This window comes from bacterium (genome assembly GCA_035549195.1).
GTDB lineage: Bacteria > Oederibacteriota > Muellerivitia > Muellerivitales > Muellerivitaceae > DASZRK01.
The window spans coordinates 188230-211006 of sequence record DASZRK010000017.1; the positions used below are offsets into that span (position 1 = coordinate 188230).

The 22777-nt window shown below is 58.9% G+C and carries 20 protein-coding genes and 1 tRNA gene; 6 read left to right on the top strand and 15 right to left on the bottom strand.

Annotated elements, in window-relative coordinates:
- Positions 1 to 130: 130 nt before the first annotated feature.
- Positions 131 to 1975: a hypothetical protein gene (locus VHE12_04135; protein ID HVZ79974.1), complete on the top strand. Its 1845-nt coding sequence runs from the start codon at positions 131 to 133 to the stop codon at positions 1973 to 1975.
- Positions 1976 to 2000: 25 nt separating this feature from the next.
- Here VHE12_04135 and VHE12_04140 read toward each other — a convergent pair whose 3' ends face one another.
- The 6 genes from VHE12_04140 to VHE12_04165 form a co-directional block, all read right to left on the bottom strand.
- A complete protein-coding gene (locus tag VHE12_04140) occupies positions 2001 to 2780 on the bottom strand; it encodes a tetratricopeptide repeat protein (protein ID HVZ79975.1) in 780 nt (259 codons plus the stop codon).
- A 138-nt stretch (positions 2781 to 2918) separates the two neighbouring features.
- Entirely contained in the window at positions 2919 to 5663 is a 2745-nt protein-coding gene (gene gcvPB, locus VHE12_04145) for an aminomethyl-transferring glycine dehydrogenase subunit GcvPB (protein ID HVZ79976.1), read from the bottom strand.
- A 14-nt stretch (positions 5664 to 5677) separates the two neighbouring features.
- Positions 5678 to 6040, bottom strand: coding sequence for a glycine cleavage system protein GcvH (gene gcvH / locus VHE12_04150; GenBank protein HVZ79977.1), 363 nt, complete (start codon positions 6038 to 6040; stop codon positions 5678 to 5680).
- Between the two features lie 97 nt (positions 6041 to 6137).
- Positions 6138 to 6689 (bottom strand): GrpB family protein, encoded by a 552-nt coding sequence (locus VHE12_04155; GenBank protein ID HVZ79978.1) that lies wholly within the window; start codon positions 6687 to 6689, stop codon positions 6138 to 6140.
- A gap of 8 nt (positions 6690 to 6697) precedes the next feature.
- Positions 6698 to 7786, bottom strand: coding sequence for a glycine cleavage system aminomethyltransferase GcvT (gene gcvT, locus VHE12_04160; GenBank protein HVZ79979.1), 1089 nt, complete (start codon positions 7784 to 7786; stop codon positions 6698 to 6700).
- Positions 7787 to 7957: 171 nt separating this feature from the next.
- The gene (locus VHE12_04165; GenBank protein HVZ79980.1) at positions 7958 to 8620 is read right to left on the bottom strand and encodes a hypothetical protein; all 663 of its coding nucleotides are present in this window, start codon (positions 8618 to 8620) and stop codon (positions 7958 to 7960) included.
- 107 nt (positions 8621 to 8727) lie between these two features.
- Here VHE12_04165 and VHE12_04170 point away from each other — a divergent pair, with 107 nt between their 5' ends.
- Together VHE12_04170 and VHE12_04175 are read left to right on the top strand one after the other, a co-directional pair.
- Positions 8728 to 10323 carry a peptide chain release factor 3 gene (locus VHE12_04170; GenBank protein ID HVZ79981.1) on the top strand — a complete coding sequence of 532 codons (1596 nt, stop codon included), beginning with the start codon at positions 8728 to 8730 and terminating at the stop codon, positions 10321 to 10323.
- A gap of 71 nt (positions 10324 to 10394) precedes the next feature.
- On the top strand, positions 10395 to 12476 hold the full coding sequence (locus tag VHE12_04175) for a hypothetical protein (GenBank protein HVZ79982.1): 2082 nt from the start codon (positions 10395 to 10397) through the stop codon (positions 12474 to 12476).
- A 54-nt stretch (positions 12477 to 12530) separates the two neighbouring features.
- On the opposite strand, the gene VHE12_04180 is transcribed toward VHE12_04175, so the two are convergent.
- The 6 genes from VHE12_04180 to VHE12_04205 all read right to left on the bottom strand — a co-directional run bounded on the left by VHE12_04180 (position 12531) and on the right by VHE12_04205 (position 16807).
- Positions 12531 to 12881, bottom strand: a complete 351-nt coding sequence (locus VHE12_04180) for a hypothetical protein (GenBank protein HVZ79983.1) — start codon at positions 12879 to 12881, stop codon at positions 12531 to 12533.
- A gap of 132 nt (positions 12882 to 13013) precedes the next feature.
- Positions 13014 to 13502, bottom strand: a complete 489-nt coding sequence (locus tag VHE12_04185; GenBank protein HVZ79984.1) for a nitrate reductase associated protein — start codon at positions 13500 to 13502, stop codon at positions 13014 to 13016.
- Positions 13503 to 13743: 241 nt separating this feature from the next.
- Positions 13744 to 14100: a hypothetical protein gene (locus VHE12_04190; protein HVZ79985.1), complete on the bottom strand. Its 357-nt coding sequence runs from the start codon at positions 14098 to 14100 to the stop codon at positions 13744 to 13746.
- Between the two features lie 107 nt (positions 14101 to 14207).
- Positions 14208 to 15506, bottom strand: a complete 1299-nt coding sequence (locus VHE12_04195; GenBank protein ID HVZ79986.1) for an NAD(P)/FAD-dependent oxidoreductase — start codon at positions 15504 to 15506, stop codon at positions 14208 to 14210.
- 55 nt (positions 15507 to 15561) lie between these two features.
- Entirely contained in the window at positions 15562 to 16278 is a 717-nt protein-coding gene (locus VHE12_04200; protein ID HVZ79987.1) for a hypothetical protein, read from the bottom strand.
- 13 nt (positions 16279 to 16291) lie between these two features.
- Positions 16292 to 16807: a YfcE family phosphodiesterase gene (locus VHE12_04205; protein ID HVZ79988.1), complete on the bottom strand. Its 516-nt coding sequence runs from the start codon at positions 16805 to 16807 to the stop codon at positions 16292 to 16294.
- A gap of 138 nt (positions 16808 to 16945) precedes the next feature.
- On the opposite strand from VHE12_04205, the gene VHE12_04210 reads away from it, so the two are divergent.
- From VHE12_04210 to VHE12_04220, 3 genes are all read left to right on the top strand, one after another.
- Positions 16946 to 18961: a hypothetical protein gene (locus VHE12_04210; GenBank protein ID HVZ79989.1), complete on the top strand. Its 2016-nt coding sequence runs from the start codon at positions 16946 to 16948 to the stop codon at positions 18959 to 18961.
- Positions 18962 to 19061: 100 nt separating this feature from the next.
- The gene (locus VHE12_04215) at positions 19062 to 20708 is read left to right on the top strand and encodes an NAD+ synthase (GenBank protein ID HVZ79990.1); all 1647 of its coding nucleotides are present in this window, start codon (positions 19062 to 19064) and stop codon (positions 20706 to 20708) included.
- Positions 20705 to 21175 carry a 6-carboxytetrahydropterin synthase gene (locus VHE12_04220; GenBank protein ID HVZ79991.1) on the top strand — a complete coding sequence of 157 codons (471 nt, stop codon included), beginning with the start codon at positions 20705 to 20707 and terminating at the stop codon, positions 21173 to 21175. Before VHE12_04215 ends, VHE12_04220 begins: the two co-directional genes overlap by 4 nt.
- Positions 21176 to 21188: 13 nt before the next feature.
- On the opposite strand, the gene VHE12_04225 is transcribed toward VHE12_04220, so the two are convergent.
- The 3 genes from VHE12_04225 to VHE12_04235 form a co-directional block, all read right to left on the bottom strand.
- Positions 21189 to 21878, bottom strand: a complete 690-nt coding sequence (locus VHE12_04225; GenBank protein HVZ79992.1) for an SOS response-associated peptidase — start codon at positions 21876 to 21878, stop codon at positions 21189 to 21191.
- A 141-nt stretch (positions 21879 to 22019) separates the two neighbouring features.
- Positions 22020 to 22096 (bottom strand) — tRNA-Val (locus tag VHE12_04230).
- A gap of 144 nt (positions 22097 to 22240) precedes the next feature.
- Entirely contained in the window at positions 22241 to 22750 is a 510-nt protein-coding gene (locus VHE12_04235; protein ID HVZ79993.1) for a hypothetical protein, read from the bottom strand.
- Between the last annotated feature and the right edge of the window lie 27 nt (positions 22751 to 22777).

A 22777-nucleotide genomic window follows, 5' to 3' on the forward strand; every position in this document is an offset into this window, starting at 1 on the left:
CCTGGCCCACTTTCTACATAGGGGGCCGGCCCGTTCCCGGTGATATGATTCTGGACATTCCTTCGATGACCGCGGGTCCATCCGCGCTTTGATGCCTCGATATGGATCATTCACTATTTGGATACCTTGTATGAAAAAGCCGTTCCTTGTTTCCCTTCTCCTTTGGGCCTTGGCCCACGGCTTGCCCACGCCTTCCGCCGCCGCCCTTTGCTGCCAAACGGCCCTCGGGTGGGCCGCTCCCGCCCTTTCCCAATACGTTTTTGGGCTGGCGGCTTCGTCCAACGGTTATATCTACGTGCCCGACCGCCCCAACAACCTGATCCGGGTCTACGACAGCAGCGGCAACCCCGCGCCCGGACCTTACGGGCCCACCCTCAACACCGCCGTTAATCTCCCGTCCCCTTATGCCGTGGCGGTGGACGATGTGAACGGTTTCCTCTACGTCGGCAATACTTCGGGCCAGTTGACCAAATATTCCCTGACCTCGCCTTATACGTTCCAATGGACGGTCAATACGGGCGGCCCCATCCAATACCTTTACGTGGACGCCAGCGGGAACGTCTATATGGATACGGCCAGCGTCACGGGAATGGTCGCTGAATACAACCCCAGCGGGACCTTGCAGGGAAGTGTCACGATCGGCTCGACGGGAGGCAGTCTGAACCAGCCCACCGGGATGTGGAAGGTCGGGAATACCCTCTATGTGGCGGAATACGGGACCGGCAAGATATTGGCCTATGACGAGCCCGGGAGTTTGACGAACCAGGTCCCCACCGTGGTGACGACGACGGGAGCTCAGCCTTATCAAATGTGGGTCAGTGGTTCGACGGCTTACGTGGCTGAGATCGGTCAATACGCTGAATACACGATCAATCCCGACGGATCGTGGACCTTGTTGGGGACCAGTTGTGCCCTCTCCCAAACGGATTATGGGATCGCCGTGGACGCCGGGGGGAACATCTACTTAGGCACGAACACGGGCGCCGGGGGTTCGGTCCTGCGGATCTCCTGCGCCACTCCAACACCGACGCCCACTTCCACGCTCAGTCCCACGCCGACCAGTACCCCGACCTCGACCCCCACTTTCACGCCCAGTTCAACATCCACCTCGACCACGACCGCAAGCCCTACGTCCACTTCCACGGGCACGGCGACCCTGAGCCCCACCCCGACCTTGACCCATACGGCCACCCCAAGCTTCACCCCAACGATGACCTCCACTTACACGCCCAGCCCGACCCCGACCTTGACCCCGACGTTCACGGCCACCTCCACGACGACCAACACCACGACCCTCACCCCCACTTTCACGGCCAGCCCCACCCCGACCTCCACGGCCACCCCGACCCCTACCTTCACCGCCACGAACACGGCGACAACGACCCCCACCCGGACCCCGACCCATACGGCCACCCCGAGCTTCACCCCGACGATGACCTCCACCTATACACCCAGCTCGACCCCGACCTTCACCACGACCACCACCCCGACCTTCACGCCGACCCATACCAGGACCCCGACCGCCACCTTCACGCCCAGTTCGACCCCCACCTTCACCACCACCCGGACCCCGACCCGGACTCCCACCTCCACCGCCACTTCCACCGCCACCCTCACGCCTTGCGGTTATCCCGGCAATACCTGCACTTGGACACCCACCTTCACCCCCACCGCCACGCCTTATAATGCCGACATTTTCCAGGTCAGCCAGAACGTCCTGCGGCCTTCCGGACCCCCGGTTTCCATCTATGTAAATTACACGTCCTATCCGGGGGATTACGAACTTCGGATCTACAATTCGGCGGGGGAGCACATCAGGACCTTGGATTCCCGCTCCTTATCCGGACCGGTGAGCCAATGGTATGAATGGGATGGGAAGAACAAATACGGGGATCCCTGCGCCAGCGGGGTCTATATCTTTTACCTGGCCGAACCCTTCAGCCTGAAGAAAAGAAGGATCCTGCTGATCCGTTGAGCGGCCGTCTTTTGGCTTTTCCGGCTCAGAAATAGTAACGGGCGCCGAGGTCGGCATAGAGCTGGAAGCTGGTGCCGCCGCTGAAGAACCAGAGGGTGGGGACCCCTTCGACGAAGAGATCGATGGGGATCGAGGTCTTCTGGAAGAGATAGGTCAGTCCGATCGGCGCACAGCCGGCGATGGCGACGGTGCCGCCTCCGAAAGCCAGATCGCCCCCGACCCCGATATAGAAGGGCATGGCCCCCGAACTGGGATGGACCAGGTCGTAATCGTGCCAGAGGTATTGGAACTGGGCGACGGTCCCTCCGTTGATCTTGAGGGCCCCTTGGAAGGCGTTCTGGTTGTCCAGCCAGTACTTGCCCGTGGCGCCGAAATCGCCGGGCGACCCCACGACCAACCCCAACCCGAAATTCCCGCCCCCGATGACCGGAGAGACCGCAGGAGAAGCGGACGTGGAGTTGTTGGTTGCGGTCCCACCCAGGCTATTCACGAATTTTCGGAGCGAGGGATTGTCCGGGTGATGGTCCAGGCTCTGCTGCAGGACGGTCTTGGCTTCGCCCGTCCGCCCTTCCCGGTAATAGCAGAAGCCAAGCACCTGCTCGGCCTCCCAATTGTTCGGGTCCACCTGGATGGCGGCCTTGAGGTAGGTTTCGGCCTGGCCGTATTGCCGATCGTTATAAAGCTTGAGGCCCGCCCGGTAATAATCGGCGGAAGTGGCGGAGAAACATAAACTGGGTAAAAGGGAAAAGATGAGAAGGGAGTAAAAAATGAAAATTCTTGAACGAATCCCGTCAAAAAAGAACATGGGAACCCTCGAAAAGAATTTCGCCACAGATACATGGGATCAATGGGAAAACCGGAAATCCCCAGACTTTAGAGGCCGATCCTATTGGGTCGTTCGCCTTCCATCCCATTTATCCCATGCATCTGTGGCTAATTGGTTTTATTTTTTAACGAGCTTCGGTTCTTTGACGGCTTTCACTTCATCCAGCCGGGAGACGGGCGTGGAATAGGGCGCGTTCTTGAAGACATCCGGGTTGGTCTCCATCTCGGTGCGGATCTTGAGCATGGCGTCCACGAACTCGTCCAGCGTCTTTTTGGTCTCGGTCTCGGTGGGCTCCACCATGATGGACTCCGGCACCACCAGCGGGAAATAAATGGTGGGCGGATGGTAGTTGAAGTCGATGATGCGCTTGGCGATGTCCAGCGCCGAGATGCCGTATTTCTTCTTCAAAGGTTCGGCGGTCAGCACGAACTCGTGCTTGCAGATGCGGTCATAGGCCACCGGATAGTGGTTCTTGAGCCGAGCCAAGAGGTAATTGGCGTTCAGGGTGGCGATGCGGCCCACCCGCTCCAACCCTTCCTTGCCGTTGCGCTTGCAATAGGCCAACGCCCGCAATAGCACCCCGAAGTTGCCCACATTGCCCTTCATGCGCCCGATGCTCTGGGGCGAACCGCTCCTTAGATAGTAACGGTTCCCTTCCTTGGCCACCCGGGGTTCCGGGAGGTAAGGCTCCAGGGCCTTGGTGCAGCCCACGGGCCCGGAGCCGGGCCCGCCACCGCCATGCGGCGTGGAAAAGCTCTTGTGAAGATTGAGATGCACCAAGTCGAACCCCATATCCGCCGGTCGGCAGATCCCCAAAATGGCGTTCATATTGGCGCCGTCGTAATAAAGAAGACCCCCCGCGTCATGCACCAGTTTCGCGACCTCGAGGATATGCTCCTCGAACAACCCGAGCGTGCTCGGGTTCGTCAGCATCAGGACCGCCGTGTCCTTGCCCAACTTCCCCTTGAGGGCTTCCAGGTCCATGTTCCCTCGGCTGTCGGTGGGAATGGAGACCGTCTTCCAACCCGCCATGGTGGCGGAGGCCGGATTCGTGCCGTGGGCCGAGTCGGGCACGATCACGTTCATCCGCTGGTGCTCGCCCCGGTCGGCGAAATAACGTTTGGCCATCAAGAGGGCCGTCAGTTCCCCATGGGCCCCGGCGGCGGGCTGCAAGGTGAGGGCATGACAACCGGTCACCTCATGGAGCCAGTGTTCCAGTTCATAGATGACCTGGAGCGCGCCTTGCACCTCGTCCTCCCGCTGGGAAGGATGGAGGTTGGCCCAGGCGTCCTGGAAGGCGATCTCCTCGTGGACCTTGGGGTTGTATTTCATGGTGCAGGAACCGAGCGGGTAGAAACCGTTGTCGATGCAGAAGTTCTTTCGGGCCAATTCGGTGAAATAGCGGATCACTTCCACTTCGTGATGGGCCTCGATCTTGGGGGTAGGCCGTGCCTGGATCCAAGCGGGCAATTGGGAGGGCTTCTGGTGCACCTTGTGGCCGGCGCCCGCGGAGGCGTTGCCCGCGTGCTTGGAAAAATCCTCGCAGGCCGAGATGAAGGATTCCATGTCCTCGAGCGAGGTCATTTCCGTGCAGGCCGCCAGGACGCAGTCCTTGAACTCCGGGTAATCCTTGGAAAGGTCGAAGGGGGCCACGATGCCCCATTCGGCCAGGAAATCGGCGAAACCGGCCGAGGGCGGGCGGATGACGAACTCATTGCAATAACGGGCGGTCTCGATCTTGAACCCGGGCAGTTTGGCGATCTCGGTGGCGATGGCGTGGGCGGTGGCGGCCCCGTCCCGGGCGGCCTGTTGGGCCCCGGCGCCACCTTTGAAATAGAGCCAGGCCGACGCAAAATTGGCCATGAGCGACTGGGTGGTGCAAACGTTGGAGGCGGCCCGTTCCCGGCGGATATGCTGCTCCCGGGCCTGGAAGGTGAGCACGCAGGAGGGTTTGCCGTTTCGGTCCACGGTCTCTCCCACGATGCGGCCCGGCATCTGGCGGATATCGTCGAACTTGGCGGTCAGGAACCCCGCATGGGGCCCTCCGAAGGAAAGGATATTGCCGAAGGATTGGGCGGACCCCGCGCAGATGTCGGCCCCCAGCGAGGCCGGAGAGGGTAGGAGCCCCAGGTTCATGGCCTCGGCCACGACCGCCACGAGGTAAGCGTTCTTTTCTTTGCAGACCTTGGCGATGGCCGCCAGGTCTTCGACGGTTCCCAGGAAATTCGGGTATTGGACCATCACCACCGAGTTGGGCCAAAGGTCGGTCTTGAGCTGTTCGAGGTCGGTCTCGGTCCCCTTCAGGGGGATCTCCCGGATCTTGTGCCCCAGGGGGTTCAGGTAGGTCTGGATGGTCTGGCGGTATTCGGGATGCACGCCCCGGGACACGTAAACAAAGGACTCGGCTTTCTTGATGCGGAGCGCCAGCAGGGCCGCCTCGGCGGCGGAGGAAGCCCCGTCGTAGAGGGAGGCGTTGGAGACCTCAAGGCCGGTCAATTCCACCATATAGGTCTGGAAATCGAAGAGCGTCTGGAGGGTCCCCTGCGCGATCTCGGGCTGGTAAGGCGTGTAGGAGGTCAGGAATTCGGGCCGGGTCACCACCGCCTTCACCGCGGCGGGTACCTCGTGGTAATAGACCCCCGCGCCCAGGAAGCAGGGCCGGTCGGAGACGGGCTGGTTGTTCTTGCCGATCAGGTTGAAGAAACGCTTGAGCTCGGGTTCGGTCAGACCACGGGGTAGATCGAGGCCGTTCTTCAGGATGACGGAGGGGGGCACGTCCGCGAAAAGGTCGTCCAGCTTCTTGGCGCCGATGACGGCCAGCATGGCCTTTTCGTCTTCGGCGGTGATGGGGATGTAAGCCAAATTCGACTCCAGTTTTAGTGGAGCGTCGCGAGGTATTGTTCTTCAGTGAGGTATTCGTCGAGCGCTTTGGGGTTGTCGATCTGCACGATGGCGATCCAGCCTTCGCCTTCCGGGTCCTGGTTCACGAGACCCGCTTGGTCCTTGAGTTTGCTGTTCACTTCCACGACCGTCCCGGCCGGACTATAGGCGTCGGCCACGGCCTTGACGGACTCGAGCACGCAGAGGCTTTGCTTGTCCGCCAGTTTCTTGCCCACGTCGGGCAGTTCGATGAAGACCACGTCGGAAAGCTCATGGGCGGCATGCTTGGAAATGCCGATCTTGACCTTGCCGGAGCCCAGGTCCTCGTACCATTCGTGGGTTTTAGCGAACTTTCGCATGATCTCTCGGGAAGAGGCGACGGCTCAGGGAATGGTCGGTGGGGAAGTGCGTGGGGAACGGGAACGAATATAACAGAAGCGGAAAAGTTTTCCACTTCTATCCTTGTGTAATTTTTACCAAGGTCTCCTCGATGAACCCGCCCTTCCCTTGGGTGTAAGCTTCCCGGTCAAAGGTGAACTTCGCCGCCAGTTCCTTCTTCAACCTTTCATAACATCTTGCCGCTTCGGGCTCTCGGCGAAGGTGATCCCGGAAGGCCAATTCCCTTTTCCAACGCATACCTTGCCGATCGTAGATATGGACATGATGGGTACGCCTTTCACCATAGGGCGGCATCCCCTTTACGAAGAACATCTCGTTCTCTTGGGGGTTATCGCGCCAATAGGAATAGCCCAGATTTTGGAGGGGTTGGACCAAGGAAGGCCACAGGTCCCGCGAAGCCACGCTCACCATGATGTCCAGGATGGGCTTGGCGGCTAGGCCGGGAACGGAAGTGCTGCCGAAGTGTTCGATAGAAAGGGGGCCGAAGGCCGCCAAGACCCCTCGCAGGATCCCCTCTTCCTTTAGATAAAGCACGGGCCAATCCGGATCGTAATCCACGATCTCAATGGCGTCATTTTGAGGGTCGTAACCTGTGGGACGGTCCGCCATCGCCGGGTTCAGCCTTTCGTCTTGGCCTTGGTCACATGGCGGACCCACGGGAGTTTCACCTTTTCCGCCGGCACGGACTTGCCTCGGATCTCGACGGCCAGTGGTTTTTCCAGGAAATCGCTTTTCACATAGGCCAGGGCGATCCCCTTCTTGAGGGTGGGCGAGAAGACCCCGCTGGTCACGACCCCCGCCTCTTGGCCATCGGACAGCACTTTATAGTGGGAGCGTGGGATGTTCTGGCCTTCCAGGGTGAGCCCGATGAGTTTGCGGCCCGGGGTCTTGTTCAGGGCTTCCCGGCCAAAGAACCCGCCCTCCTTGTCCATTTTCACGGCCCAGCCAAGCCCCGCCTCATAAGGCTGGGTGGTCTCGTCAATGTCGTTGCCATGGAGGGGTAAGCCCGCTTCCAACCGTAGGGAATCCCGGGCGCCCAGGCCACAGACCGTGACCTCGGGCTGGGAAGCTAAAAGGTCCCAGATCATGGGCGCGTCCTTCACATCCACCATCAATTCGTAGCCATCCTCGCCCGTATAACCGGTGGCCATGATGAAGGCGGCCTTTCCGTTGATCGTTCCCCGTCCGAACCCGAAATAGGGGACCTGATCCAGGTCCAGATCCTTCACTAACCGTTTCAGGACCGGGTCAGCCTTGGGGCCCTGTAGGGCCAAAAGAGCCGTCTCATCGGAGAGGAGGTCCATCTTCAGGTCCTTCCCCGCCGCCAGCTTCCGTAAATGCTCCACATCCGTCTCCCGTCCCCCCGCGTTGATGATCCAGAGGAAGCGGTCGTTGGCCTCTTTATAGATGATGACGTCGTCGATGATCCCGCCCTTATCGTTGAGGAGGAAGCCATAGAGGGCGCTGCCGATCGGGGCCTTGGAAAGGTCGTTGGTGAAGGCCCATTGGGAGAGCTTGTAGGCCTGGGGACCGTGGATGCGCAGGCGGCCCATATGAGTGATGTTGAAAAGCCCGGCGCTGGTGCGGGTGGCCTCGTGTTCGGCCAGGATGCCCTTGGGGTAGGAGACCGGCATGTTCCAGCCGTGGAAATCGACCAGTTTGGCACCGTGGGCTTGGTCCCAAGCCAGGCAGAAGGTATCACGCATGAAAAGGCTCCGTTGTTAGGATGACGTTACCCTGTCCCTTGGACAAGCTGGGCCGAAGGCCCAGAATGGATGACTGGGTCATCCTCATTTCCATCTTGTCGGGCTTCGCCCGATAAGATTTTGGTCAATGAGGGTACTCTAGCCGAAGCAAGAAGTGGCGCAAGACCTTTCTCAAACATCGGCCATGTAACGCTGGAGGGCCGTCTCCAATGCCCGCACCTGCAGGTAGCACTCGTAATAGGCCTGCGTCAGGAAAGAGAGGTCCTCGTGTTCCACCGGATTCTTCTCGATCCGGTCGATGATCTCGAACAACCCGCAGTTCTGCAGGGTCTCGACTTGGAGGATGAAATCCGTTTCCAGGTAGTGTTCATAGGACAACACGCGGTCGAGGGCCTGGACCACCCGGCCCTTCTGATGAATGAGATATTCAGTCCAATTGGAAAAACCGAGGAAATCCAATCGGGTAGAGCCTTCCAAGGGTTTGACCTTCTTGAAGATCTCGTGGAAATCATCCTCCCTCATGCCTTGGATGTCCGAAGCATGTCCGGACGCCGCCAGGAAAGAATAGGAAACGCTCCGAGTGTCATTGATGACCTTCTGAAGATAGGGAACGATGACCCGGTGGATGTTCTTTTGGTCGCGGCGTTGGGGCAGATAGATGGTCAGGACATAGAAAATGAAGGAGGTCACGTAGGAAAGACTGGTCCAGACCCAGAACTCGCTCCCCCGCTCCACCGGATAGGCCAACAAGGCCAGGACCAGGAGCATTACCAGGAACCAGCATCGCTTCAGGAAAACAACGGCTTCTTGGACGATACGTCGGATGAGTTTCATGGCTTTTCCTGGTCTGGAATGGGCCCAGTTTAGTGGGGGGGCCGGAACAGCATCAAGGCCGCGCGTGTTTTGAGGAACCGGGGCGATTTGGTAAGATACCGCCCCCTATGGAACAAGTGCCGACCAACGAGATCAAGAACGCGGTGGCGAAGCGCCGTACCTTCGCCATCATTTCCCATCCTGACGCCGGGAAGACCACCCTCACCGAGAAGCTCCTCCTTTATTCCGGCATGATCCAGACCGCCGGCATGGTGCGGGGCCGCAAGGGCGGCAAGGTGGCCGTCTCCGACTGGATGGGCATGGAGCAGGAGCGCGGCATTTCCATCACCGCCTCCGCCATGCAGTTCCCCTACAAGAACGCCATCATCAACGTGCTGGACACCCCGGGCCACCAGGACTTCTCCGAGGACACCTACCGCACCCTCACCGCCGCCGACTGCGCCATCATGGTCATCGACGCGGCCAAGGGTGTGGAGACCCAGACCCGCAAGCTCTTCGAGGTCTGCCGCCTGCGGGGCATCCCCGTCATGACCTTCGTGAACAAGATGGACCTGCCCGGCCGAGAGCCCCTGGACCTGATGGAGGAAGTGGAACAAGTGCTCGGCATCCATTCCTCCGCCATGAACTGGCCGGTCGGGAGCGGCCGGGAATTCGTCGGGGTGGTGGACCGCCGCACGAAGGAATTGATCCTTTTCAAGAAGGTCTCGGTGGGCGGCGCCGCCAAGGCGGCGGTGGAACGCATCCCCCTTTCCGACCCGGGGGTGAAGGACCACGTCTCCCCCGAACTTTGGGAGAAGCTCCACCATGACATGGAGCTTTTGGAGGTGGCCGGCAACGCCTATGACCACGCCGAGTTCCTCAAGGGCAAGGTCACCCCGGTCTTCTTCGCCTCGGCCCTGACCAACTTCGGGGTGGAGCCCTTCTTCGACGCCTTCGTGGAGATGGCCCCTCCCCCGGGGCCCCGTTTGGCGGACTCGCCCTCGGGCGAAGTCCTGGTGGACCCCATCGAGACCCCCTTCAGCGCCTACGTGTTCAAGCTTCAGGCCAACATGAACCCCAAGCACCGGGATTCCACGGCTTTTTTAAGGGTCTGCTCCGGCCGCTACGAGCGGGACCTAGTAGTGAAGCATCACCGGCTGGACAAGGAGATCCGCCTCTCCCGGCCCCATACCATGCTGGCCTCCGACCGCTCCACGCTGGACCTGGCCTACCCGGGCGACATCGTGGGGGTCATCAACCCCGGCACCTTCGCCATCGGCGACACCATCTCGCTGACCGGAGGCTTCAACTTCAAGCCGCTCCCTTCCTTCCAACCCGAGATCTTCGCCCGGGTGCGGCCCAAGGATGTCAGCAAGCGCAAATCCTTCGACAAGGGCGTGGAACAGATGACCGCGGAGGGGACCGTGCAGATGCTCAAGAGCTGGGACGAGCTGGATTTCTACGTGGCCGCCGTCGGCCGCCTGCAGTTCGACGTGCTGCAATACCGCTTGAAGAGCGAATATGGGGTGGACAGCGAACTGGAGACCCTTCCCTTCACTTCCAGCGCCTGGCTGAAGGGCGATCCCTCGACCTTCGATCCGCCGGTCCAGGTGCTCAAGACCAAGGACAAGCTGGACCGGCCGGTCATCCTCTTCAAGACGTCCTGGGACAAGGATTACACGGCCCGCAAATGCCCCGACCATTCCTTCGCGGACATGGGTTGAATCCCCCCGATCGGGCATTCCGGAAATCCGGAACCCGAACAACGTCCACGGGTCCATGTTAAAATCAGCCCATGCGCCAAGAACGGCCTTTTAAAACTCCGGGCCGGTCCCTATCGGTCCCTTTTCATCCGCCTTTTTATTTCCTTCTTTTTCTCACGGCCAATCTTCTTTTGTCCTTCGGGTCATGGGACCTAACATCCAAGCTTTGGATCTTCGCTTTCGGGATCCTGGTCCCCTCGGTGACAGGCATCCATGCCGTCCTAAGACAAAAAAGCTCTTTCCTGGCCGATGACCGGGACAAAGGTCGGCGGTCGTTCCTTCCGTTGTATTGGATCCTTTTCCTCCTAGGCTTGGTCTTCACCCGCTTCTTCCGCCTGGAAGGATTGCCCTATTTGCCCATTTCAGATGAGGGCACCTTTTCCTATCTCGCATTGGGATTGAAGGAACACTGGAAATGGAACCTTCTCTGGGCGGAAGCCCGGATGGAGCCTTTGCTGATCTGGGCCCTGGGACTTTATTACCGGCTGGTGGAGCCTTCCCTATGGGCCTTGCGTGTTTTCCCGGCGCTAGTTTCCATAGCCGTCGCCTTGATGGCCTACGGTGCGGCCAGGACGCGTTTTTCCTCCCGCTTCTCGATGATCTTCGCCTGGATCCTCGCCTTTTCCTTTTGGGAGTTCTCCCTCATGCGGCTTTCCACCCCGAACGATTTCATTCCACTTTTCCAATTGGCCGGATTCGGGCTTTGGGGCCTCTACGTAAAAACCGCGAAAGGCCCGCGCAAGATCTTCTTCCTCCTGGCCCTTGGCTTATGGGGCGGGATGGGCTTTTTCGTTTATACGAACTGGCTCCCGATCTGGTCGTTCTTCCTGCTCATTTTGGTCTTTGCGCAATGGAAGGAGCGCCGCATGTCCCTGATGCCGGTCTTTCCTGTCCTTGCCCTTCCCTTCGCCGTTCCTCTGCTACTGGCACGCTTGGCCCCCGGCGGAATGTCCTTGATCCGGAATGATTTCGGGAACTGGTTCTCCTTACGCTCCTACGCCTTTTACCTGAACGGCATCTTTTGGGATGGCTCCTCCAGTTTTCCCCTTGGCCCTTTGAAAGGTGGGATGTTGGACCCTATCACGGGAGCCTTGGTCCTAGTGGGGGTCATCCAGGTGATCGGGTCACCGACGAGAAAATGGGCGTTGGGCCTTGGGGTGGGATTCTTCCTGGCCCTTCAGCCGGGCGTGGTCACGAACAGCCTGGAGTTGCAGAGGATAACTCCCGCCTTCCCTTTCCTCGCGCTCGCAGCCACCTTCGGGGTCCAAAGCTTGGTGGGATATTGGTCCAGGGCCCCGAGATGGGCACCGCTCCTCCTCCTTATCCCCATCCTGATAATGAACTCTTTTTCCTTCTTCGGCTCTTATTGCGATCCCCAGGCCGGGCCAGCACATGTATGGCGGCCCATTTCCCACTGGGACGCTTACAAAACTTTGGAAGCGCAGCGCGAAAGGACGGGACCTCTTTATATTTTCACTGAATTCAACACCGACTACGACAATAAGGTACTTTCCCTGGCGGTCCACCCTTTTAACCTTCTGGACCGGCGGGATCCCCAGCCTGGGGAATGGGCTTCGATGGTCGTTAACTCCGAATATCTTCCCTATTTCATCGTGCGTTTCCCCGGCCTTCGTTTCAGGCAATTGGCCGTCGATACCGTCCCCGGATCTGAGCGGAGACCCATTTGTTTGATCCTAGTGCGCGCCCAGGAGATCGGAAGGGGGACCCTCGCGTCTTGGATCTCCGCAGAAAGGACTTTCGATGGTATCGACCGGGCGATCAAAGACAAGAGATCCACGGACCTATGGGAATCATTCTTGGAAAGCCGGCCGGATGTGCGGAAACAATGCCAAGAGGACCGATTTCTCACTGCGGTCTATTGGGAAAAGTTGGCGTTCCTTAAATTCCTTGATTCCCATTTCATGGAGGCGACCGAAGCCTATCGAAACGCCATCCAGCTTGGGGTGCCAGCGGGGCATTTATATTATGACCTGGGTTTCTGCTTGAAATTGCAGGGGCGCAAGGCCGAGGCCGATGCGTGTTTCAGGAAGGCGGAGATGATGTCTTCCCGGGCCCAAAAGATCATCGAACAAGGGGCCGGAAAATGGGAATAGCGCTCGGTCCTTATGGATCCCGAGGAACTGGGATCAGGCCAGATGGCCTTGCCGTCAGGTCTCGATGAGGATCAGACGTCGGCGGCTTCCGGTGGGCTCCTTGCCCAGCCAGCAGGTCACACAAAAGCCCTGACCGTTCTCATCGACGAAGATCGAGACCGGCTCGTGGATGACCCCGCAACGGCCGCACTGGCCGTCCTCGACCGGGGAAATGGCCCCTTTTGGTTCCATGATCCTGATGACCCTGGCTTTCTTTTGGGTTTCTTGGGCCTTCATCCGGCCCAGGCACTTCCAGCAATAGACCGAACCATCTTCGGCCATGCCTTCCACGTGGATCTCCCCCACATGGCGGCAGCCATCGCACTGGAACAAAATGCCGTCCGAAGCCAGATCCAAGCTCAACATTAGGTTCTCCTTGGCTCAAAGACTTGTAGGCGGAGGAGGATGTCGAGGGGCGTGGCCGGTGTCGTTGAGGATAGGTTCGGCCAACGGGGTTAAATCAGGGTTACGGACCCGCATCCCTTCCGTAAAAAGGGCTTAGGAGATCCGTTGGGCCTTGAGCCCGGTAAGGGGTAGGAATTCCTCGAAAGCCTGGGCGAAGACCTCATCGTTCCGTTTGTCCTGGGAGAGCTTGAAAAGCACGTAACGCTCCAGGTCGTCCAGATCGATCCATTCTTGGGGCGTGATCAGCTTCTTGAGCTTGAGGATGCGGAAATAGACCATTTCGGGGATGCGGCTCAGGTTCTCCCATTCCGACCGCTCTTGCCGGGTGCTCTCCGGGTCCCGTTTTTCGGCCTTTTCCTTATGTTTGCGCAGGAGGAACAAAAGAAAGTCACGATAGCAGCCCAATTCCCCCTGGCTCCGCACCGAGAGGTGGCAAAGGACCCGGCGCTCTTCCAATGAGAAGTGGGACCAAGTCTTGGCATCCAACTGGATCCCCACCCGGTCGAGCTTGAAGCGGGTGGACATGGGGATATCCGAAAGGTCGGAGTAGATCGTTTCTTCGAACCTGAATTTCCGGAACATGGACCCTTCCCGAGGGACGTGGCTAGGAAGGTAAAAAGCAATTGTTATACCACCGGACGAATGAGGTCCCATCCCATCCGGCACTCCTAAAACAAGCCTAAAAGCCCCGGATCGGGTCCAAAAATATCGAAAACTTCTCCGGACCAGGGGTAAACAACGGACTTGGGAATGGGGCGGAAAATCCCGGGGACAAAATTGTAGTTTTCACAACCGGAATGCGGACAGGAAGGTAAGGCGGGGCCTACTTCTGCAGGTAGATGGTCTCGTCGTAGTTCTTGGGGGCACCGAAAATAATGACCGGATGCTTGGGACAAAGCTTGGTCCCGGGTGTGAAAAAGTAACCCCATTCCCGATGGCAGGTCTTCTCCGGGAAGTAGAAGCGGTATTTCGCGACGTTCTCCAGGTTCATGGAAGCGACCCGGCTGGCGTAATGGTAGGGCTTGGTCTGAACGGCGCTGAAACGCTCAATGGGATGGTAGGGCCATTTCCAGTCGAACTTAGCGGTGCGGGAGGTGCTATAAACGACCTTCATGGGGGGGCCGGCCCAGAGGGGGGCCACCACGAGGACCAAGAGAATGGAAAGAAGGGCCTTTTTCAACCGAAGCTCCTTGAGGTTGTTCACTATCTAACGACGGTCGGGGATCGAACTAAAGCAAAAAACGGGCAATTCACGGAAAACCTAAAACCCCATAAAACCGCCCATTTTCAGCCTCGACCCCCTCCATGAAGGCCGAATATTTCGTTGAGCGTAGGATGAGGATGGACCACTTTTTCCAAGGCTTCCAAGGTGATCCCCTGGGACACCAGCACGCAGGCTTCCCCGATCAGGTCGGTCGCCTCAGGACCTGTGACATGGACCCCCAGGATGCGCCCCGAGTCCCCGTCATAGACCATCTTGGACCATCCACCGATCTCGCCCAGGATGCGGGCCTTGCTGTTGGCGGCGAAGTTGCGCTTGGTCACCTTGGCGTTCGGGAACCGGCCCTTGGCTTCCGTTTCGGTCAAGCCGACGGACGCGATCTCGGGCGAGGTGAAGACCACATGGGGCACCTTGGAATCATCCATCCCTTCCTGACCCCCGCCGATCCTCCCGGCCGCAATGCGGGCATGTTCGTAAGCGGTGTGAGCGTAAGGGAAGCGTCCGGTCAGGTCGCCCAGGGCGAAAACCCCGAGTAAGGAGGTTTCCATAAAAGGATTGGTCTCGATCCTCCCGCCCGCCACCTGGAGGCCCAGGTTCCCCAGGCCCGCCTGGTCCGAATTGGGGACACGGCCCGCCGAGACCAGGACCATTTCCTCGTCCTTCGGCTTCACTTCCAAAAGTCCCAGTTCGATCTCGACCCCCAGTTTGCGGACCGAATTCAGGATCACCTGGCCCAATTCCTCGTCCATGTTGGGTAGGAGCTTCGGCAAGACGTCTCCCATGCGCACCTTCACCCCCAACTGGGCATAGAGGCAGGCGAACTCCAGGCCGATCACACCCGCTCCGACGATGAGAAGGGATTTGGGAAGCCTCGGTTGGGAGAGCAGTTCATCGCTGGTGACCACGTTGCCGCCAACGGGGAAAGCGGGCAGGTGTCGGGGCCGTGAACCTAGCGCGAGGAGCAGGTTCGTGCCCTGGTATTCGTGCCCGTTGCAGGTGACCAGGTCCTTGGCCTTCACTTGGGCCTCGCCCTGGACCACCTCCACCTTGGCGGCGGAAAGTTGGGATTGGATGCCGCGCTCCAGGAGGGCCAGGGTCTTTTGGGTCCGGTCCACCAGGGTCTGGAAATTGAACCGGAGGTTGTCGGCCTCGATGCCCCAGGCCTTCCCTTCCTTGCCGAGGGCATGGTAGCGGGACGCGGCCGATTGAAGGAGCTTGGTGGGAATGCAACCCACGTGAAGGCAGGAGCCGCCGATCTTCTTTTTTTCGAAGAGCGCGACCGTCTTGCCCTGATGGGCCAGGGCCAGGGCCGCGGTGTAACCGCCGGGTCCGCCCCCGATGACCAGCGCGTCGAATTTTTTCATGGGCTTATCCTAGCAGGCCGCGAGAAAACGCAAAATAGCCCACAAAGCGGCCTGCCTACTCCAAAGATCCGGCAGGGGTCGCCTTTTCAAAGTTTATCCCGGCTTCCTCGAAGGCGGAAATGACCGCGCGTTCCACGTCGATCCGGGCGATGGGAGAAAGGGATGCGTCCTCGTTGAGCCCGGTCATGGCGGGACCCGGGTCTCCCCGAAGGAGCCCTTTCCACTCCGCCGCGACCGAAAGGAGGATCACACCTTGTTGGAGGAAAACCGAACCTTCCCGGGCCTGGGCCCCCCCGGCCACTTTCTTTCCTTCCAGGACCAGTTCCCCGAAGGAGGGCGAGGAAAAACAGTGGCCGGCTTCCAACCCCGGATGTTTCTCCTCGGACAACCGCACTTCCCGGCCCAGGTCCCGAAGGGCATAGGACAGGATGGCGCTGATCTTTCGGTAGCTTTCCAACAGTTCCCCCCCGACCAGGTGGTCCGAGGTGGACGCCACGATGGAATAACAAAGGTCCCCTTCACCATGGAGCACCGCCCGGCCCCCGGTGGGCCGAACTTCATAAGGATAAGGAAGGGACGCCAGGTCCAGGCGGTTGGCTTCCAGGCGTCCAAGAGTAAGGGTTGGCCGCTCGAAGTAGAAAAAACGCAGGATGGGCGAATCCCCGGACCGGAACCTCTTGAACAATTCGGTGTCGTAAGCCATCTGCCCGGGGGTGGGGCGGGCGAGGGAAGGGATCAACCTCCAATTCCGGGCTTGGATCGGGTCGGACATGGCCTTGATTCTACTAAAGATCGATCGTGAACAAATGACCGTCCACTTTCTTCCCTTGGAGGAAAAGCAACCCGACCCGGCAGGGACCTGTGCGTCCATGTTGGCCCTCGGGCAGGTTTCCCAGGAAGGAGCCCGGATTGAAAAAGAAGTGTCCCCCCACTTGCCGGGCGATGGGGTCGAAATTTCGTCCATAAACGATGACCTGGACCGGTTCCTTCTCTTCCTGGAATTGCAACAATAGATGGTTCTTGAGCCCCACCGGTTTCCCATAGCCATGGGTCATCCCCAGGATAAAGGCCCCGGACCTCCAGACCAGGGTCACCGGGAGCTCGGAGCGAACGATGGAGTTCTCCGCGTTGCCGCAAACCGCTTTGGTCGGGGCGATCTTCTTGAGCTGTTCCAGGACAGGCATCTCGCCCACCGGCCCGGCGTGCAGGATACCGTCCACGCCCTTGAAGGCCTTCTTCAATGCGGCCACTTGGGGCGTTTGAAGTGGCCCCCGGGTATCCGCCAGGACTCCAAATATCAAGAGAGCCTCCTTTCACCCAAGTAGCGGAGTATTTTAATAGGTGATAAAATTTTTATCCTATCTTGAAGAGAATCTCGAAAGGGATTTTTGGGATCGGTCCGCCTCGGAGATTTTTCTTAAGGATGCCCATTGGCCCACATGACAAGGATCTTGGTTTTATGCGGCCTGTTCCTCCCTTTTCTTTCCCGATCGGCCCAAGCCGTGACCCCGATGTGGTCCTATTTGGACCTTTTAGCCGGCGAAAGTTCGACCGGACGGGACGACGGGGAGTTTAATAAGGCGACCTTCAACCATCCATCGGGTTTGACCATGGACCCTTCGAGCCGGAAGATTTATGTCGCGGATAGGGACAACCATTGCATTCGGGTCGTGGAATTGGATGAGAACAACAGGGTTTCCACCCTCGTGGGAACCACCCAATCGGGCTACCTGGATGGGCCTTTCGATCGGGCCAGGTTCCGGTCCCCCACTTCCTTGGTTTTCATAGGTCCGGGCCTTTTGGCGGTCAATGACCAGGGCAATTCCCGGATCCGCCTGGTGGATCTTCCGAATAGGGCTGTGACCACCCTGGCCGGGTCCGATGCAGGCGGCCTCTCGGAAGGGCCCGCCCAAAAATGTTCACTTTCCGCCATCTGGAGCATGGACTTCCAGGGCTCCCAGGACTGCCTTTTCTTTTCCGAACCCGCGCTCGGTTCGGTCCAAAAATTGGACCTCAAAACCAATACCATCACCACCGTCCTTCACGATCGCCCTGAGATCCCGAATCCCGAAGCCCTTTGCGTTTGGCAAGAAGGCCTTTATGTCGCGGACCGCAACCTTCCAGGTGTTTACCATTGTCGGCAAACGAAGGACGGAACCGCCCTGGAACCAATAGGCCAGGGCAAGGCCATCCTGTCCCTCGTGGGCTCCAAAAAAGGCCTCTATGCCCTCCAAAACGACCCAAGCGCGCCCTTCGAACAACTGAAGCCTTACAACAGGAAGGTCCAATGGGTCTCGGCCTGGGGTGACCCCCTCCCAACGGTCGCGGACAGTGTTCCCTGCTTTGATGGCTTGGGCCCGGAAAGCAACCTCCAGCTGATCTCCGACCCGTTTTCACCCGATCGTTTTTATATTCCCAGTCCTCAATGGCAGAGTTTGTTCTCGTTCCATGATGTGTTCCAAGATGATCTCATCGCCGCGGGACCGGAAATGCCCCTGGCCAGCGGTTTGACCGACTGGGACTATCCCGCGGACAAACCTCCTCATATCTTCCGGATCCTCGTTATCGGGGATTCGCATGTTTACCACACCTTTCCCGATGATCAAAAAAAGAAGGGGTGGAACCATGAAAACCTGATGGGCGGATTGACCAAACGCCTGGAATTGGAATTGAACACCCTGGCCTCCCTGGATGACAACCCCATCCATTTCCAGGTCCTGACCTTGGCCCAGCCCGGTACCCACCCGCTTTTCCTTTGGCCTTATTATTTGGCCCCCGATGTGGTCCAAAAATACGATGTGGACCTGGTCCTCTACCTCTTCAGTCCCAACATGTTCACGCCCGATATGTTCGATGGGAGGACGACCAATTCCACCGATTTCTCGTTCCAGGATTATTTCATCCGGCCCCTTTCGTCCGAGGGTATCCCCGAGAAGGACCTGGACCCGGAGATCTTGTTGAAGCCGATCGCCGATAAAATGCCCGGGAACCTGGCGGGTCATTTCTTCGAGCTTTGCCGGTCCAAAAACCTGGCCCGGTCCGACGAAAAGAGCAAGGAACTTTGGTTCGCCGATTTCAACCGGCTCGTGGCCGAACCCGACATTGAAAAGGACCTTGTCCAGCTCATTGGCAGGCCGATCCGCATGCTCCACGACAAGATCGATCCCATGAGGACCCACAAGGGGCAACCGGTCGCCCTTCGCCTGGGGATCCTCCCGGTGGGCCAATTCTTCCCCATGAAGGCCCAAATGCCCTTTTGGAACGACCTAGGGGATTACACGCACGTCCCATTGTTGGACCTTTCCAAGGATTTCACCGCCTTGCGCCCCGCTTGGTATCCCCTTTCCGACCATAAGGAATACGACCACTTCAGTTCCGACGGTTATTTCGTCGAAGCCCTGGTGTTGGCCCACAAATTGATCCAAGAACGGGTGGTTCCTTGGCCTTCCCAATGAACCGTCCGGCCTCCGTCCCCCTCATTTTGACTTAGCCCACCCTTCCCCTTACACTGAATCCCCTTTACAGGAATTCCGCATCGAGCGCGGGAGAGGACCCATGAAGATCGCCGTCTGCCAGATCGATACCACCGTAGGGGATTTCGATGGGAACACCGACAAGGTCCTCGCTTCCCTTCGGAAAGCCAAGGCGGAAGGCTGCGCCATCGCCCTCTTTCCCGAGCTGACCCTGACCGGTTATCCGCCCCGGGACCTCCTGGACCGCCTGTCTTTTTTCCAAGCCGCCCAAAAAGCCCTGGATCAAGTGGCCTCCGCCGCCCAAGGGATCCTGGCGGTGGTGGGGACCATCCTGGAGAACCCCGGGCCCGGCAACCCCCTTTTCAACGCGGCCGTGGCGGTAACGGACGGAAAGATCCTCCAGACCTACCACAAGGTCCTGCTCCCCAATTATGACGTCTTCGATGAAGCCCGTTACTTCGCTCCCGCACCTCGGCCTGAACCGCCCTTCGAGTTCAAGGGCCTGAAGGTGGCCCTCACCATTTGCGAGGATATCTGGAACGTGGAGGGCGTTTTCACCCACCGCCTTTACGCCAAGGACCCGATGGAGGAGATCGGGAAAGCCAAACCCGACCTGGTCCTGAACCTTTCCGCTTCCCCCTTCCACCAGGCCAAGCTTTCCGTGCGCCAAGCCTTGCTCAAGGACGTGGCCCGCAAGGCCCAATGCCCGGTCCTTTACTGCAATCTGGTGGGCGGCAACGACGAGCTGGTCTTCGACGGTTGCAGCATGGTGGTGGACGGCGGCGGGAGCCTTTTTCAGCTGGGCAAGGCCTTCGAAGAGGACCTGCTCGTCTTCGACACCGAGAACCCGACCCTCAAGACCTCTCAGGTCCCCGAGAGCGAACAGGCCAAGATCTACCAGGCCCTGGTGACCGGCACTCGGGATTACGTCCGCAAATGCGGATTTCAAAAGGTCCTGGTGGGGCTTTCCGGCGGCATCGACTCGGCCCTGGTGGCCGCCCTGGCGGCCGAGGCCCTGGGTCCGCAGAACGTCATGGGAGTGACCATGCCCTCGCCCTATTCCTCGCGGGGTTCCATCGAGGATTCCCGCGAGTTGGCCGCGAACCTGGGCATCGAGTTCAAGGAGATCCCCATCACGCCGCTCTTCGAGTCGGCCCTTTCGAGCCTGGGGCCGGCCTTCCAGGGTACCCCTAAGGACATCACCGAGGAGAACCTCCAGGCCCGTTTGCGGGGCCTTCTCCTCATGGCGCTTTCCAATAAATTCGGCCGACTGGTGCTTTCCACCGGCAACAAGAGCGAGATCGCCGTGGGCTATTGCACCCTCTACGGGGACATGTGCGGAGGCCTGGCGGTCATCTCGGACGTGCCGAAGGTCATGGTCTATGAACTGGCCCGCTACGCCAACCGGGACAAGCCCCTCATCCCCGAAGCCATCTTCACCAAGGCCCCTTCCGCCGAGCTTCGCCCGAATCAGAAGGACCAGGATTCCCTGCCGCCTTATGAGGACTTGGATGCGATCCTCCGGCTTTATGTGGAAGAGAACCAGCCGCCTTCCAAGATCGTGAAAGCAGGGTTCGACGCCGGATTAGTGCGTGACGTGCTGAAAAAGATAAACCAGAACGAATACAAGCGGCGCCAGATGGCCCCGGGTCTCAAGGTCACGACCAAGGCCTTCGGCATGGGACGCCGGGTGCCCATCGCCCAGAAATTCAAGGAAGACACGCCATGAAAAAGACCCTCGCCCAGATCACTAAGGAGATCACCTTCGAGGCCGCCCATTACCTGCACAATCCCAAGTGGGACCGGGCAAGGAACCTGGAGACCTTCCGGAAATGTTCGGGGTTCCGAAAGGATGACCCCAGGGCCTCCCACTATCCCCATGGGCATTCTTACCGCCTGGCGGTGACGGTCCAGGGCCCCATCCAGGACGCGACCGGCTTCGTTATCGACTTCCGGGTCCTGAAGGAGATCCTCCAGCGGGAGGTCTTCGCCCGTTTCGACCACCGCTTCATCAATAAGGAAGTGGAGCCCTTCAAATCCTCGCCGGCCGTCCAACCCACCGCTGAGAACATGGCCAAGACCATCTGGGACCTATTGGAAAGTCCTTTGAGGAATGAAAAAGTTTCCCTGAAAAAAGTTGTCCTCTGGGAAACACCCGACAGCTCGGCCACCTATCGCGGCGGAAAAAAGGGATAAAGGCCCAAAGGACCTAGAACTGGAAGGAAAGGGTCTCCGGCTCATTGGAAGGCTGGATGCATTCCGGCCCGTCGTGGGCGACCTTGTTGACGACGGACCCGACCGCGTAGGACTTCATCCGCGCCGCCGGGAAGGGTTTGAAAAGCGCCTCGATCCTCTCAAAATCCCTGACATCCTCCGAATCCAGCCAAAGGCCGAAATCCTTCGGGTCCAGGATGACCGGCATACGGTCGTGGACCGCCCTCACCATCTCGTTGGGTTGGGTGGTGAGGATGGCGCAGACCTCCACGTTCTCACCCTCGACCTTCTGTTGGCCCCAGATGCCCGCAAAAGCGAAAGGCGCCTCGTCGGCCATCTGAAAATAAAAGGGCCGCGTTTCCTTGGCCTGGTGCCTCCACTCAAAGAACCCGCTCGCCGGGATGAGGCAACGCCACTTCTCGAAGGACTCGGTGAAGACCGGTTTTTGCCGGATCTCCTCGCTCTGGACATTGACCAGGAGTCGCCCTCCCTGGGCCCAGGGAGCGAAAAAGCCCCATTGGAGCATCTTGAACTCATGACCCTTGTGGTCCAGTGTCCGGATAAAAGCGGGGATCCTTTGGGCGGGAGCGATGTTGTAGCGCGGCTTCCAATCCACGACCTTTTCGGTCTTGAAGAGGCCGGCGATGTCCTTGGGCTTGTTTTTCAACGCGTAACGGGAGCACATGTGAGTAGTTTAACCCCGGTTGAACAGGCCCGCACCTTTTTCACGCCCGGAGCAACGATTCCACAATAAAAAAACCGCCCAGCCCCTTTCGGGGTGGGCGGTGGGCCTGCTATGGGTAAGCCCTTTTGGGGGCGCATTGAATGGTGGACATTACTGGACTCGAACCAGTGACCTTCGCGATGTGAACGCGACGCTCTAACCAGCTGAGCTAAATGTCCTTATCCTCGAAAGAAAGGCCGAAGGCCTTTCCTAAATACAAAGAAGGATATTCAACCCCCAGCCAAAAGCTGGCGGGTAAATGTCCCGAAAGGGGCTTAAGTTTAAAGGGGGGGTCCGCCCTTTTCAAGGAACAATCGATCCAGCTAAAAAACCTCGAATTTCTCAAAGACCTTCTTCATGACGGCGGACGTGGCGACCAACGGCTTCTTGACCGCCTTGGGCATCTTGGATCGTTTGAACTCCAAGTGCGCTACCTGTTGGATGCTGTCCCACTTGGGAGCCCCATAGCTGTCCCGTTCCAGGACGTAAACGATGTCCACCTTCAATTGGTCCATTTGGGAGCCCGCCGGATACATCCGCCGGACCATTTCCAGCGCCGCTTCCGCCAGTCGTTTTTTCTTGTCCTTCACCTCGAAGTTAAGTTTGACGTCCTGGGCGTTCCAGAAAAAATAAACATATTCCGCCTTCTCTTTGACCGTGGCGTGGTCCTTGAACCAATCGTCCCAGGGGACCTTCGAGACGTCCCAATGCGCCATGGCCGGGGCCGGGGTAGGCGTCAAGGGCACCTCACTGGCGGATTGGGCGAGGGAGCCATCCTGGGCGAAGGCCGGAAGAACGGAAAGGCAGAGGATCAAGGCGAATGCTCGTTTCATTGGTTTCTCCACAAAATAGGGCTTCAT